This is a genomic window from Rhizobium sp. 9140 (assembly GCF_900067135.1).
Classification (GTDB): domain Bacteria; phylum Pseudomonadota; class Alphaproteobacteria; order Rhizobiales; family Rhizobiaceae; genus Ferranicluibacter.
In genome coordinates, this window is record NZ_FJUR01000001.1 from 3,133,156 (window position 1) to 3,145,689 (window position 12,534).

Below are 12,534 nucleotides of genomic sequence, written 5' to 3' on the forward strand. Positions count from 1 at the left end.
ATGCGCTGGATGCCTGTCGGCAAAATGAATGCTAGACAATGCAGCAAGGGCTGGCAACGGCGAACTGCAAACAAAATGTGCAGTGCACGGGAGAGAGCCGGCGTGGCATTCGGGTGACGGTATCCCAGCAATTTGTGATGGACCAAGAAACGGTTTTCCGTGGCCCGTCAAATCTGGCAAGTCTCGGACGAACAAATGAAGGGTTCCGTCATGATGACAGAGCAGCGGACAGGACGTCCGGCACCGTCCCTCTCCAGAAGCCTGCGCATTGCGGGCCTCCTCGCTCTGGCGCTCAGCCTGTCGGCCTGCGCCGGCCGGCCCGTCGGCGTGCTCATCCCCTCCGGCACCGCCCCTGGCGCAACCGAAGTCGATATGCTCGTGGCGACGACCCGCGCACCCTCGCAGCAGGCTGGCGTTCTCTATGGCGGCGAGCGCGGCACGGAGCTTTCGGCGGCCGAAATCGTCGTCTCCATCCCGCCGGATAAAAATCGCAAGATCGGTCAAGTCCAATGGCCGAAGCGGCTGCCGGCCGATCCCTCGAAGGAATTTTCGACCGTCTCGGTGACGCCGCTCGCCGAGCGTGCGGAGGTGGAGACATGGACGCGCGACTCGCTGCCCAAGAGCCGCCGCGTGCTGATCTTCGTCCATGGCTTCAACAATCGCTATGAGGATGCGGTCTATCGCTTCGCGCAGATCGTGCACGACAGCCGGGCCGACGTGGCGCCGATCATCTTCACATGGCCGTCACGCGCCAGCATCTTCGACTACAACTACGACAAGGAAAGCACAAACTACTCCCGCGACGCGCTGGAAGACCTGCTGCGCCGCACCGCGAACGACCCGCGCATCGCCGACGTGACGATCATGGCGCATTCGATGGGCTCCTGGGTTACCGTCGAGGCGCTGCGCCAGATGGCGATCCGCGACGGACGCGTCGCGCCGAAGATCAACAACGTCATCCTCGCCTCCCCCGATCTCGACGTCGATGTGTTCGGCAAGCAGTGGGAGGCAATGGGGCCGAACAAGCCAAAATTCACCCTTTTCGTCTCACAGGACGACCGGGCGCTCTCCATCTCGCGCCGCATTTCCGGCAATGTGGAACGCCTCGGCCAGATCGACCCGACTCAGGAGCCCTACCGCACCAATCTGGAAAAGGCGGGCATCACCGTTCTTGATCTTACCGCGCTTCAGACCGGCGACCGCCTCAACCACGGTAAATTCGCCGAAAGCCCGGAAGTGGTGAAACTGCTCGGCAACCGCCTGATCGCCGGCCAAACCGTCACCGACAGCGATATCGGCCTCGGCGAACGCGTCGGCGCCGTGGCGCTCGGCACCGCGCAGACGGTGGGCAGCGCCGCCAGCATCGCGGTCAGCACGCCGATCCTGATCTTCGATCCGAAAACCCGCGAGAACTACCGCGGTCAGGTGGACCGGCTCGGAAGATCGGTCGGCGGCACGCTGGAAACGGCAACGGGGCAGTGATCCGTAGGATATGATAGCTGTTGCCTCCGGTCTTAGAGCCGGAGGCAACATTCTTTTTTGCGCACATCCGTCAAAGCGTTGCAACCGAACGCCGGCCAAACGCTGCGCTCAAACAGCCATCTCCCGCCTCTCCCGCTCCGTCTCCAGCGCCAGATCCAGCACCTTTTGCAGGTCGGCGGCGTGGCGGAAGCCGGGTTCGGCGGTCTTACCGACCTTGATGGCGTCGATGAAGCGCTGGTAGTTGGTGAAGACGGTGCCGGGGTCGATGACCTTCCAGATGCCCTTTTCCACATCGTCGCCTAGGCAGGCGCGCAACGTCGCGCCGTCGGGGGTATGGACCACCTCCAGCGCGCCCCTGTCGCCATGCATCCGCAGGCGCAACTCGTTAAGGTGACCGACGGCCCAGCGGCTGGCATGGATGACGCCCATGGCGCCGTTGGTGAACTCGGCCGTCATGGTGAAGCTGTCGTTCGCATCGAGGTCATACTCGCCGATCCGGTTACCCGGCGCCTTGTCGAACGTCTTCAACCGGGCAAAGACGTGATCGATCTCGGTGGCCGCGCCATAGCCGACGAAGTCGAGGATGTGGATGCCGACATCGCCCAGAACCCCGTTCGAGCCGTGCTTGGTCGAAAGCCGCCACAGCCATTGCGACTCCGTCGCCCAATCGCCCCAGGCCTTGGAGACGAGCCAGCTCTGGAGGTAGGACGCCTCGATATGGCGCACCTGCCCGATCTCGCCGGAAATGACGAGCTGCCGCGCCTTCTGCACCGCGGCAACGTTGCGGTAGGTCAGGTTCACCATCGTCACGAGGCCGGACTTCTCCGCCGCCGTCGCCATCTCGTCGGCCTTGGCGAAGTTTTCCGCCAAGGGCTTTTCGCAGAGCACATGCTTGCCGGCTGCCAGCAGCGCCAGCGTCGTTGCATGGTGCACGCGGTCCGGCGTCACGTTCGCCACGGCATCGAATTTCCCCCAGGCGATCGCCTCGTCCAGCGAGGTGAATGTTGTGGGGATAGCGTGCCGCAGGGCGAACGCCCGCACCCGGGCATGGTCCACATCGACGGCGGCGACCAGCACGGCATCCGAGATCGTCTCGAAATTCATCGCATGGGTGTTTGCCATACCGCCGGTGCCGAGAATGAGGATCCGGATCGGCGGCATCACTTGTAGCCCTCTTCGCCGGCTTTATGCAGACGCGGCCCGCGCTCCAGGATCGGCTCCAGTGCCCGCTCGACAGGCACGTTCGGGGCATCATAGATCGATGTCAGCGCGCTCTGCGGGTTATAGGCCCAGCGAACGGCATTCTTCAGCACCGTCTTTACATTGGCATCGTAATAGGTCGGGTAGGTCTCGTGTCCCGGACGGAAGTAGAAGATATTGCCGGCACCGCGGCGCCAGGTCAGGCCGGAGCGGAACACCTCCCCACCGGCAAACCAGGAAATGAACACCGTTTCCAGCGGCTCCGGCACGGAGAACTGCTCGCCATACATCTCCTCGTTCTCGAGCACGAAATGATCGTCGAGACCCTCGGCAATCGGGTGGCGCGGATTGACGACCCAGACCCTTTCCCGCTCGCCCGCCTCGCGCCATTTCAGCGCGCAGGGCGTTCCCATCAGTCGCTTGAACGGCTTGGCGAAATGGCCCGAATGCAGCACGATCAGGCCCATGCCTTCCCAGACGCGTTTCGCCACGCGCTCGACGATCTCGTCCTCGACCTCGCCATGCGCCTTGTGCCCCCACCAGAGAAGCACGTCGGTCTTCGCAAGACGCGCCTCGGAGAGGCCGTGTTCCGGCTCCTGCAACGTGGCTGTCGTCGCCTCGATGTTCGGATGCTCGTTGAGGCCGGCGGCGATCGCGGTATGCATCCCGTTGGGGTAGACGCCTCCGACAATCGCATTCGTATGCTCGTGAATGTTCTCGCCCCAGACGACGGCACGAATGGTCATAATCATCTCCTGCAAAACACTGAATCAGCCCCAGCGGGGGCAAGGCCCGACGATCGAAAAGGTTCCGGAGACGCACTTGGAGATCCATCCACAGCACGTGCATAGCCCCGCCCGGCGACCTTGCCATCAATGGAAGGTCGATTTGGAAAAAATGTTGATCACAATCACACCGGAAATGATCAGGCCGAGCCCGAGCACGGCGGGAACGTCGAGCCGCTGCCCGAAGGCGACGACGCCCACCACGGAAATCAGCACGATGCCGAGGCCGCTCCAGATGGCATAGGCGATGCCGACGGGAATGGCGCGCAGCGTGTAGGAGAGGCAGAAGAAGGCGACCGCATAGCAACCGACCATTACCAGCGTCGGCCCGAGCCGCGTGAAGTGCTGGGCTGCCTGCATGGCCGAGGTGCCGAGCACCTCGAAGACGATGGCGACGATCAGAACGGCGTAGAGCATCAAGGGACTCAAGGCGATCTCCGTACGGGGAAAGTCGATCTTGGGTTCCGCCGGATGCCCGGTCAAGACCACCGTTTTCACCATCCGCTTGTTTGACAAAGTTTGCCACCGAGACGTATCCTGAACGGGAAGGAGACTCGAATGGCAACGATGAATGTGTCTCTACCGAACCCGATGAAAGAGTGGGTCGAAGCGCAAGCCAAGACCGGTCGTTATGCGAATGCAAGTGATTACGTTCGAGACCTTATCCGCAGGGATCAAACGCGCACGGACAAAATTGCCGAAATGCAACGCTTTGTCGATGACGGAATCGAGAGCGGTGTTGGGACCCGATCGAAAGACGACTTGTTTGCCACAGCCGTTCGTCGTGCCAACGACGCCAGCAGACGCGATTGATGCCGTTTAACCTCTCTGTCGAAGCGGAAGAGGATATCGTCGCAATCGCAGAACAAGGTGTCCGCGTCTTCGGCTCCTTGGTTGCCCGGCAATATCACGACGAGCTTTTTGCTGTGCTCGAACTCATAGCCTCGAACCCTCGAATGGCGCGTGAGCGCCACGAAATTTTTCCGCCTGTCAGGATTCATCCTTTCAAGGCTCATATCGTCGTCTATCGGGTCGGTGATGACGGGAGTATCCTCGTGATCCGTATTCGCCACGGGCATGAGGACTGGATCGGAGAGATCCTCTGACACTCCGCGGCATGGCCGCAGACCCATCATGGACGATCCCGAAGTTAGGCTGTCGATGCCTTTGACTATGCATTGGGAACGCGTTCCCGCTCGTTCAAAATACATGCTTGCCACATCTCAACGGCTTAGGATCGGCAACTTTGAACGCAGAATTCTCTCGGTCGATCGTCCATATCCCATCAAGAGCACCAGTGTCTCGACCACCCGATTCACCATGAGAGCGCAAAGCAGCGACCAATTGAATCGGCTGGAGAATCTTCTCCCCTCTGCAAATCGGGTTTAAGACGCTCATCGCAGATGTGAAGACGCGCCTGCCCCTGCCTGAGACCGGAATGCCCGCCATGGAAGATGCCCGTACCACCACCCTCTACGACGCGATCGGCGGCGACGCCACCGTGCGGAGCCTGACACGCCGGTTCTACGAGATCATGGATACGGCGGCGGAAGCCGCCGCCTGTCGCGCCGTTCATCCGCCATCGCTCGCGGGCAGCGAGGCCAAGCTCTTTGACTACCTGACGGGATGGCTCGGCGGGCCGCCGCTTTACACGGACAAGCACGGTCACCCGATGCTGCGCCGTCGCCACTTCGCGGCCTCCATCGGCCCGGAGGAAATCGAAGGCTGGCTCTTCTGCTTCCGGACGGCGCTGGAGGAAAGCGTCGATCACCCCGAGTTCCGCAAGATCATTCTGGAGCCGGTCACGCGCCTCGCCCATCACATGCACAATCGGGAGGGCTGAGAGATGGCCGAGCGCCTGCAATTCCCTTTTCCGGCCGTGTTCCTTGCCGCGGCCGGCCTTCTCGGCCTCTCCGGGGTGGCGCTTGCCGCCGCGGCCTCGCATGGCACGGATGCCCGCCTTCTTGGCAGCGCCTCGGCGATGTGTCTCGCACACGCCCCGGCGCTCCTCGCGCTCGCCGGTCTTCTGCCACGCCTCCGCCTCGGCGCTGCCGCGGGCTCCGCCATGGCGCTGGGAACAGCTATTTTCGCGGGCGACCTCGTGCTGCGGCACGTGGCCGGGCATGGGCTTTTCCCGATGTCGGCGCCGCTCGGCGGCATGCTCATGATGCTGGGTTGGGCTCTGATCGCCCTCAGCGCCATCCTGCCGAAGCGGGCCTGAAAACACACCGGCCTTCGCCATCAGAGCAAGGCCAATGATGCCAACATCTTGGCCCGACAAGCGGAATCGGATCGGCAGGCGCTTCAAGCACCGTCTACGACGGTAAAGCCCTCGAACTTCGGTGGACCGATATACATCGCGCGATTGTCGCCGGCATTGCGGTGGGCCGCGCGAAAATTCTCCGACTTGGTCCAGGCGACGAAATCGTCATGGCTGTTCCAGATCGAAGACGAGACGAACACCGTGTAGCCCTCGTCCGCCACCGTCTCGCCCCGAAGCAGCCGGAAGTCCTTGAAGCCCGGGTTCTCGGCAAGGCTGGAATCGCGATTCTTCCAGATCGCCTCGAAGGCCTCTTCATGGCCGAGCGCGATCCGGAACCGGTTCATGGCAAAATACATCGCTTCACATTTCCTTCGTCATGGTCTCCGGCGCAGCAGGTTTTCCACGCTGTGGAAAGCGAACGATAACGCCGCATTGCCCGGACGCAACCCCCTGATGACAGGAACGTACCCGGCGCGGCAGGAACGAAACGACGTTGGCACCCGCCATCGGCGCTTCGCTCAGGGCGCGGATTTCGAGAAGCGTCTCGGCCGGTTGAAGCCCCAGAAAAGCGAAGAAAGTAACGTCCTGCATGGAAAATCCATCCCGCGTCAGTTCGCGCGCGAGCGTGCCGCCTGCAGGTCGTGCAGCGCTCGTTCGAGGCTGGACTTGCTGCCGTTGCGCAGCGGCACGAAGGCCTTGCCGAACTTCTTGCAGCCGGTCTTCACCCGCAGGCAGGCATCGTGACTGATACAGTCGATCGGGCAGAAGACGCAATCGACGGAGGGAAGGACGTTGTCGATCCGGGAGACGGCTTCGCGCAGGCCGCCATCGTGATGGATCAGCTCCGCACCGAAATTGCTGGCGATCTGCCGCAGATGCGCGACCTGACAATCCCGCCCGCCGACGTAGAGAAAGCTGCGGACGTTCAGTGCTTCCTGCACGGCCGGCGCTGTAGGTGCCGTAGTGGTCGCAGAACGCTTCTGTTTTGTCCGCTGTTGCTGACGCTTGTCGCCCATGGTGGATCTCCACGTTCCATCTGCAGGCACGTCTCGCGCCGCTTCTTCTACAGCGACCCTAGTAAACTTGATAAAAGGAGTAAAGTTAAAACATGATTATTTTTGTCATATTTTAACATCCTCGACTTCAAACGGCGTCGACTGCGTAAAGCCTCAGCGCGTGAACGAAATCGGAGCGTTGAAAAGCCAAGTCGATTTTCCGGATTCGGGCGGGATTTTGGGGGACCGCATACGGCGTGCGGCATCGAGTGCCGCCGAATCCAGCACAGGCGATCCACTGCTTCTTAGCACCTTCAAGCCGCTCACGCTTCCATTGGCGGCAAGCACGAATTGCAACTGAACCACTCCCTTCACGCCGTTGCTCTCGGCGCGGGAAGGATAGCGAACGGCCCGCCTCAGCGCTGTGTGAACCTTGCCCTCAAAGTTCGAGAATGACGCATTGCCAGCCGAACTGGCTCTTGTCCCCTTGCCAGAGGAGGTGGCAGTCGCCAGTTTCGAGCCATCGTCCCGACCCTTGTTGGCGGCAGCTTCCGACTGGCCTTCCTTGCCGGATTTCATGGGCGCCGGCTTCTTCTTGGGCTTCTCGACCTGGGCCTTCTTCACAGGCGCAGGCTTGCGTATCGGTGGCTTCTCCGCCACGTCCGGCGGCGTTTCGGGACGCGTCTCCGGAATGACCGTCGCCACCGGCGGCAGCGAGGCGACCACCTCCGGCTCCTCGGCGACGACAGGCGGCAGGGCATCTGCGGGGAGGATGACGTCGGCCTCGGTCGGAACCGTCTCCGGCACCACCTCGGAAACCGTCTCGGTCGGCGTCAGCGTCTCGCTCTCGGTCTCCGTTATCTCCGGTTCGAGCGCGGCGACCTCGTCGGGCGGCGTCTCAATCGGGGTGATCGTGTCGGAGATCGTGCCGGACTCGACGGTATCCTCGAACGCGTTACCGAGAAGCGCGATCTCCATCTCTTCCCCGCCCTGCGTCGCGGCAAAGGGCGGCGGCGGCGCATCCGGCAGGAAGGCGATCGCCGCACCGGCATGCGCCGCTACCGAGACTGACAGGGCCAGAGCCCATTTCGCCGCTTTCTTCATCGCGTGTTCCCATCCTTCCTGACGTCGCGTCCCGCTTCCTGCCTCAGCCCTTCAACTCCACCGGCGACTTGGAGCCGGTCCGCAGACCTTGCATGCAGGCACTCTTGTCGATGCCCTCGCCGGTGCAGACCGGAGCGTCGTTGATCAGCAGGCTGCCGAGCGCATCGCATTTCGTTCCCGCCAGATCGAACTGCCGAACCTTCGTCTTGCCCGCCGGCAGATCGCGAAAATCGAGCACCGCCATGCGCTCGACGCGTCCCTTCTGGTCGAACAGCACGAATTCGAACGATACCTTGGAGAGCGGCTGCGTCAGATCGTTGCCGGCCACGAAGGTCAGCTTGCAGCCGCGCTCGGAGGTCGCAACATCGTTCAATTCGACCGAAAGCCCGGCAGCGGCAGCTTCGGTGCCCTGTGCGGAGACGGGCGCAAACGAGGTCATCAACGCGAGCGCGGAAAGGGCAACGAGGGACGACAAGGGACGACGGATCATGGTGCGGAACTCCGGTACGATGGTCTGGCCGGCACGTCGTCCCCTGGGGAACGTTGCTGGCATATTGCGTCCATATTAAAAGATGAGTTATGAAGTCAAGATAGAAGGCGCGCGGATCACCCCGAAAAGCGGCGTCTTTTGACCGAAACAGCCACCAGAACCAGGCAGCGAATCATGACCGAACCGAACCGCCCCTCTCCCGCCGACATCCGCGCCTACCGGGCTGAACACCCGAAAATGCGCGAGCGCGAGATCGCCGCACAGCTCGGCATTTCGGAAGCGGCCCTCGTTGCGGCCGAATGCGGGCTGACGGCAATCCGGATCGATGCGGACGCGAACCGCCTGCTGGAGTTCGCACCGCAGCTTGGCGAAGTGATGGCACTCACCCGCAACGAAAGCACCGTTCACGAGAAGATCGGCCTGTTCGAAACGCCGAAGACCGGCAAGGGCGCGTCTATCGTGCTTGGTGAGAACATCGACCTTCGTGTGTTCCCGGGCGCCTGGGCACATGCCTTCGCCGTGACCAAGACGGATGGCGAGGACGTTCGCCGCAGCCTGCAATATTTCGACCGCCAAGGCACCGCCGTCCACAAGGTGCACCTGCGCCCGAACTCCAACCTCGAAGCCTATCACCGCCTTGTGAAGGAATTTGCGGTAGAGGATCAGTCCCAGACCTTCACGGCAGAAGCGCTGGCACCTGTCGCAGCCGCCGGGACCGAAGCCCCGGATCTCGAAGGCCTGCGCGATGGCTGGAGCCGGATGACGGACACGCACCAGTTCCACGGCCTGCTCCGCAAGCTGAAGATCGAGCGCCGTGCGGCCCTGCATGCGATCGGCGAAGATTACGCCTGGCAGCTCGATGGCAGCGCCGTCGAGGCGATGATGCGCGGCTCGGCAGCAGTGGCCCTGCCGCTGATGTGCTTCGTCGGCAATCAGGGCATCATCCAGATCCATTCCGGCCCGGTCGAGAATATCAAGACCATGGGTCCCTGGCTCAATATCATGGACCCGACCTTCCACCTGCACCTGCGCACGGACCAGCTCGCCGAGATCTGGGCGGTGCGCAAGCCGACGGCCGATGGCCATGTGACCTCGCTGGAGGCGCTGGACGCCCGCGGCGAAATGGTCATCCAGTTTTTCGGCAAGCGCAAGGAAGGCGTCGCCGAACGCGAGGAATGGCGTTCCATCATGGAGGCTCTGCCGCGCCTCGATCTCACCGTCGCTGCCTGAAGGACCGTCTCATGACCCTGCGTCTCGACCGCCGGCTGCGCGCCAATCTTGCGCCTCTCAGTCTCGCTCTCCTCATCCTCGCAGCCCCTCTGGCCGCAGTCACACCGGCCGTGGCGCAGGAGGCCAAGCCCATCGACACCTCCCGTCTCGTTTCCGTCGGCGGCGATGTGACGGAGATCATTTATGCGCTTGGCGAGGAGAAACGACTGGTCGGACGCGACTCCACCAGCATCTATCCCGAAGCGGCAACGAAGGTTCCCGATGTCGGCTACATGCGCCAGCTCTCGCCGGAAGGCATCATGGCGACGAACCCGACCGCCATCCTGGCCGTCGAAGGCAGTGGCCCGCCCGAGACGCTCGCCGTCCTGAAGAACGCCGCCATCCCCATGGAGACCGTACCGGAACGCTATGACGGTGCCGGCATCGTCGCCAAGATCGAGCGCGTCGGCACCGTCCTCGGCGTGGAGGACAAGGCGAGCGCGCTGGCCGCAACGGTCAAGGCCGACCTCGATGCCGCCGTGGCCGCCGCCGATGCGCGTCCGGACGCCGAGCGCAAACGGGTGCTGTTCATCCTCAGCATGCAGGGCGGCAAGATCATGGCTGCGGGCAAGGGTACGGCGGCCGATGCCATCGTCAAACTCTCGGGCGCCATCAACGCGACGGACACCTTCACGGGCTACAAGCCTGTCACCGACGAGGCGATCATCGAGGCGAAGCCCGATCTGGTGCTGATGATGACGCGCGGCGGATCGCACAGCGCCTCCGACGAGGAGGTCTTCAAGCAGCCGGCCCTTGCGCTCACGCCCGCCGCCACCAGCAAGAGCGTTATCCGCATGGACGGTCTCCATTTGCTCGGTTTCGGCCCTCGCACCGCCAGCGCCGTGCGGGAGTTGAACCGCGCGATCTACGGAAAAGCGAATGCATCCCAGTAAGGCCATCACGGGCGAATTCATGGCCCCTGAACCCCAGCAGGCGCAGCATCGGCAAACGCACCCTGTGCCGCGTCTCTCGCCACTTGCCGGCATCCGCGCGGACTGGGCTGCGGGCGATCGCTCGCGCCTTGCCCGTCTCCTGATCGTGGTTCTCCTCGGCATCACCATTCTCGCCTTCGGCGCTTCGGTCATGACCGGTGCCGCCGATGCCTCGATCGGCAATCTGCTGCGCTGGCTGACCGGCACGGAAACCGCGGACGCCGCGCTCAGCCTGCGCGACCGCATCATCATCCTCGACATCCGCCTGCCCCGCGCCGTCCTCGGCCTGCTGGTAGGGGCGGCGCTTGCCGTCTCCGGCGCCGTCATGCAGGGCCTGTTTCGCAATCCTCTGGCCGATCCCGGCCTGGTCGGCGTTTCCGCCGGTGCGGGTCTCGGGGCCGTGCTCACCATCGTGCTCGGCGCGTCCGTCTTCGGTCCGCTCTTCGCGCTGGTCGGGCTCTATGCGCTTCCGGTCGCGGCCTTCCTCGGCGCCCTGCTGACGACCTTCCTCCTCTACCGGATCGCGACGCGGGGCGGGCAGACCTCGGTCGCCACAATGCTGCTCGCCGGCGTCGCGCTCGCAGCGCTTGCCGGCGCCGTCACGGGCGTGCTCATCTTCGTCGCCGACGACAAGCAGTTGCGCGATCTCACCTTCTGGGGCCTCGGCTCGCTCGCCGGCGCCAGCTGGGCGAAGATCGCCGGTGCAGCCCCTATTATCCTGCTCTCGCTCGCCGTCGTGCCGTTTCTTGCGCGTGGCCTCAACGCCCTGACGTTGGGGGAAGCCGCGGCCTTCCACATGGGCGTTCCGGTCCAGCGCCTGAAGACGGTGGCCGTGGTCACCGTCGCCGCATCCACGGGTGCGGCCGTCGCGGTCAGCGGCGGCATCGGCTTTGTCGGCATCGTCGTGCCGCATGTGCTGCGCCTGCTGATCGGCCCCGACAATCGCTATCTCCTGCCGGCCTCCGCCCTCCTCGGCGGCACGCTGCTGATCGTCGCCGACATGGTTGCGCGCACCATCGTGCCGCCGGCCGAACTGCCGATCGGCATCATTACAGCTTTTGCCGGCGCACCGTTCTTCCTCTGGATCCTGCTGCGCGGCCGCACGCAGATGGGCTTGTGACGTCAATGATCGAAGCGCTCGACGTAAATGTTCGCCTTGGCAGCAAGGCCGTCCTTCATGATGTCTGCCTCACCGCCCGGGCAGGCGAGCTGACCGCAATTGTCGGCCCCAACGGCTCAGGCAAGACGACGACGATGAAGGCGCTGGCCGGCGAGATCGCCTGCGACGGCCGCGTCCTGATCGGCGGCGACGACATCCGCAGCCTGAAGCCGTGGCAGCTGGCCACCCGTCGCGCCGTTCTCCCGCAGGCCAGCATCATCTCCTTTCCCTTCACGGTTCGCGAGATCGTCCGCATGGGCCTCACCGTCGGCGCGTCCACGACACGTGCGAACGGCACGCCGGCCGATCCAGGTCTCGTGGATCGCATTACGCAGGATGCTCTCGAAGCCGTCGATCTCGGCGGTTTTGCCGGCCGGTTCTATCAGGAACTGTCCGGCGGCGAGCAGCAGCGCGTGCAGCTTGCCCGCGCGCTCAGCCAGATTTGGGAACCGGTACGGGACGGTCGCCCGGCCTTCCTGCTTCTCGACGAGCCCGTCTCCAGCCTCGATATCCGCCACCAGCTGACCATCATGCGGCTGGCCGCCGACTATTGCCGGCGCGGCGGCGGGGTGGTCGCCATCATGCACGATCTCAACCTGACGGCGATGTTCGCGGATCACCTCGTCATGATGAAGGATGGGCGCGTGGTGACAGCCGGCGCTCCCGCCGCGATCATGACGGACGAGATGATGGAAACCGTTTTCGGCTGCCCGATGCGTGTTAGCGCCCTGCCGCCGGCCGGCATGCCCTTCGTCCTGCCGCAAACCACAGCCCTCTAACAGCCTGTTGCGTGAAAAAGGATTCACGCAACAGGTTTTGGGTCCTTGTTTTACCGCATGTCGTCCCCCGCAAAAC

General features: G+C 63.5%; 17 protein-coding genes. 9 read left to right on the forward strand and 8 right to left on the reverse strand.

Features of this window, described 5'->3' with window-relative positions; all coding sequences use genetic code 11:
* The first annotated feature begins 213 nt into the window (after window positions 1-213).
* A complete protein-coding gene (locus GA0004734_RS14695) occupies window positions 214-1,482 on the forward strand; it encodes an alpha/beta hydrolase (RefSeq protein WP_175386503.1) in 1,269 nt (422 codons plus the stop codon).
* A gap of 108 nt (window positions 1,483-1,590) precedes the next feature.
* Here the strand turns inward: GA0004734_RS14695 and GA0004734_RS14700 are convergent, their stop codons facing one another.
* The 3 genes from GA0004734_RS14700 to GA0004734_RS14710 form a co-directional block, all read right to left on the reverse strand.
* A complete protein-coding gene (locus tag GA0004734_RS14700) occupies window positions 1,591-2,634 on the reverse strand; it encodes a Gfo/Idh/MocA family protein (RefSeq protein ID WP_175386505.1) in 1,044 nt (347 codons plus the stop codon).
* Between the two features lie 8 nt (window positions 2,635-2,642).
* On the reverse strand, window positions 2,643-3,428 hold the full coding sequence (locus GA0004734_RS14705) for a ThuA domain-containing protein (protein WP_092934856.1): 786 nt from the start codon (window positions 3,426-3,428) through the stop codon (window positions 2,643-2,645).
* Window positions 3,429-3,554: 126 nt separating this feature from the next.
* A complete protein-coding gene (locus GA0004734_RS14710; protein ID WP_175386383.1) occupies window positions 3,555-3,896 on the reverse strand; it encodes a DMT family transporter in 342 nt (113 codons plus the stop codon).
* A gap of 129 nt (window positions 3,897-4,025) precedes the next feature.
* On the opposite strand from GA0004734_RS14710, the gene GA0004734_RS14715 reads away from it, so the two are divergent.
* The 4 genes from GA0004734_RS14715 (at window position 4,026) to GA0004734_RS14730 (ending at window position 5,688) form a co-directional block, all read left to right on the forward strand.
* The gene (locus GA0004734_RS14715) at window positions 4,026-4,280 is read left to right on the forward strand and encodes a type II toxin-antitoxin system ParD family antitoxin (RefSeq protein WP_092934858.1); all 255 of its coding nucleotides are present in this window, start codon (window positions 4,026-4,028) and stop codon (window positions 4,278-4,280) included.
* Complete coding sequence (locus GA0004734_RS14720; RefSeq protein WP_092934860.1) at window positions 4,280-4,573, forward strand: type II toxin-antitoxin system RelE/ParE family toxin; 294 nt, start codon at window positions 4,280-4,282, stop codon at window positions 4,571-4,573. Before GA0004734_RS14715 ends, GA0004734_RS14720 begins: the two co-directional genes overlap by 1 nt.
* A gap of 341 nt (window positions 4,574-4,914) precedes the next feature.
* Window positions 4,915-5,310, forward strand: coding sequence for a globin domain-containing protein (locus tag GA0004734_RS14725; RefSeq protein WP_092936327.1), 396 nt, complete (start codon window positions 4,915-4,917; stop codon window positions 5,308-5,310).
* Window positions 5,311-5,313: 3 nt separating this feature from the next.
* Entirely contained in the window at window positions 5,314-5,688 is a 375-nt protein-coding gene (locus GA0004734_RS14730) for a DUF423 domain-containing protein (protein WP_092934862.1), read from the forward strand.
* 83 nt (window positions 5,689-5,771) lie between these two features.
* Here the strand turns inward: GA0004734_RS14730 and GA0004734_RS14735 are convergent, their stop codons facing one another.
* The 5 genes from GA0004734_RS14735 to GA0004734_RS14755 form a co-directional block, all read right to left on the reverse strand.
* Complete coding sequence (locus GA0004734_RS14735) at window positions 5,772-6,086, reverse strand: antibiotic biosynthesis monooxygenase family protein (protein ID WP_092934864.1); 315 nt, start codon at window positions 6,084-6,086, stop codon at window positions 5,772-5,774.
* Between the two features lie 4 nt (window positions 6,087-6,090).
* A complete protein-coding gene (locus GA0004734_RS14740; RefSeq protein WP_092934866.1) occupies window positions 6,091-6,321 on the reverse strand; it encodes a hypothetical protein in 231 nt (76 codons plus the stop codon).
* A 17-nt stretch (window positions 6,322-6,338) separates the two neighbouring features.
* The gene (locus GA0004734_RS14745) at window positions 6,339-6,746 is read right to left on the reverse strand and encodes a DUF2325 domain-containing protein (RefSeq protein WP_092934868.1); all 408 of its coding nucleotides are present in this window, start codon (window positions 6,744-6,746) and stop codon (window positions 6,339-6,341) included.
* A 153-nt stretch (window positions 6,747-6,899) separates the two neighbouring features.
* On the reverse strand, window positions 6,900-7,829 hold the full coding sequence (locus GA0004734_RS14750) for a TonB family protein (protein WP_092934870.1): 930 nt from the start codon (window positions 7,827-7,829) through the stop codon (window positions 6,900-6,902).
* Between the two features lie 43 nt (window positions 7,830-7,872).
* Window positions 7,873-8,268, reverse strand: coding sequence for a hypothetical protein (locus tag GA0004734_RS14755; RefSeq protein WP_245292524.1), 396 nt, complete (start codon window positions 8,266-8,268; stop codon window positions 7,873-7,875).
* Between the two features lie 225 nt (window positions 8,269-8,493).
* Between GA0004734_RS14755 and GA0004734_RS14760 the strand changes: the two genes are divergently transcribed.
* Genes GA0004734_RS14760 through GA0004734_RS14775 form a run of 4 tightly spaced genes read left to right on the forward strand, consistent with a single transcriptional unit; the run spans window position 8,494 to window position 12,458 of the window.
* Window positions 8,494-9,549, forward strand: a complete 1,056-nt coding sequence (locus GA0004734_RS14760; RefSeq protein ID WP_092934874.1) for a hemin-degrading factor — start codon at window positions 8,494-8,496, stop codon at window positions 9,547-9,549.
* Window positions 9,550-9,560: 11 nt separating this feature from the next.
* The gene (locus tag GA0004734_RS14765; RefSeq protein WP_245292429.1) at window positions 9,561-10,481 is read left to right on the forward strand and encodes a heme/hemin ABC transporter substrate-binding protein; all 921 of its coding nucleotides are present in this window, start codon (window positions 9,561-9,563) and stop codon (window positions 10,479-10,481) included.
* A complete protein-coding gene (locus GA0004734_RS14770; RefSeq protein ID WP_245292430.1) occupies window positions 10,468-11,640 on the forward strand; it encodes a FecCD family ABC transporter permease in 1,173 nt (390 codons plus the stop codon). The genes GA0004734_RS14765 and GA0004734_RS14770 overlap by 14 nt, the downstream gene beginning before the upstream one ends.
* A gap of 5 nt (window positions 11,641-11,645) precedes the next feature.
* The gene (locus tag GA0004734_RS14775) at window positions 11,646-12,458 is read left to right on the forward strand and encodes a heme ABC transporter ATP-binding protein (protein ID WP_092934878.1); all 813 of its coding nucleotides are present in this window, start codon (window positions 11,646-11,648) and stop codon (window positions 12,456-12,458) included.
* Window positions 12,459-12,534: the final 76 nt, after the last annotated feature.

Coding starts and splice junctions, on each gene's coding strand:
- GA0004734_RS14695 (WP_175386503.1), top strand. CDS start 214: ATGACAGAGCAGCGGACAGGACGTCCGGCACCGTCCCTCTCCAGAAGC.
- GA0004734_RS14705 (WP_092934856.1), bottom strand. CDS start 3,428: ATGACCATTCGTGCCGTCGTCTGGGGCGAGAACATTCACGAGCATACG.
- GA0004734_RS14715 (WP_092934858.1), top strand. CDS start 4,026: ATGGCAACGATGAATGTGTCTCTACCGAACCCGATGAAAGAGTGGGTC.
- GA0004734_RS14720 (WP_092934860.1), top strand. CDS start 4,280: ATGCCGTTTAACCTCTCTGTCGAAGCGGAAGAGGATATCGTCGCAATC.
- GA0004734_RS14725 (WP_092936327.1), top strand. CDS start 4,915: ATGGAAGATGCCCGTACCACCACCCTCTACGACGCGATCGGCGGCGAC.
- GA0004734_RS14730 (WP_092934862.1), top strand. CDS start 5,314: ATGGCCGAGCGCCTGCAATTCCCTTTTCCGGCCGTGTTCCTTGCCGCG.
- GA0004734_RS14735 (WP_092934864.1), bottom strand. CDS start 6,086: ATGTATTTTGCCATGAACCGGTTCCGGATCGCGCTCGGCCATGAAGAG.
- GA0004734_RS14740 (WP_092934866.1), bottom strand. CDS start 6,321: ATGCAGGACGTTACTTTCTTCGCTTTTCTGGGGCTTCAACCGGCCGAG.
- GA0004734_RS14745 (WP_092934868.1), bottom strand. CDS start 6,746: ATGGGCGACAAGCGTCAGCAACAGCGGACAAAACAGAAGCGTTCTGCG.
- GA0004734_RS14750 (WP_092934870.1), bottom strand. CDS start 7,829: ATGAAGAAAGCGGCGAAATGGGCTCTGGCCCTGTCAGTCTCGGTAGCG.
- GA0004734_RS14755 (WP_245292524.1), bottom strand. CDS start 8,268: ATGACCTCGTTTGCGCCCGTCTCCGCACAGGGCACCGAAGCTGCCGCT.
- GA0004734_RS14760 (WP_092934874.1), top strand. CDS start 8,494: ATGACCGAACCGAACCGCCCCTCTCCCGCCGACATCCGCGCCTACCGG.
- GA0004734_RS14765 (WP_245292429.1), top strand. CDS start 9,561: ATGACCCTGCGTCTCGACCGCCGGCTGCGCGCCAATCTTGCGCCTCTC.
- GA0004734_RS14770 (WP_245292430.1), top strand. CDS start 10,468: ATGCATCCCAGTAAGGCCATCACGGGCGAATTCATGGCCCCTGAACCC.
- GA0004734_RS14775 (WP_092934878.1), top strand. CDS start 11,646: ATGATCGAAGCGCTCGACGTAAATGTTCGCCTTGGCAGCAAGGCCGTC.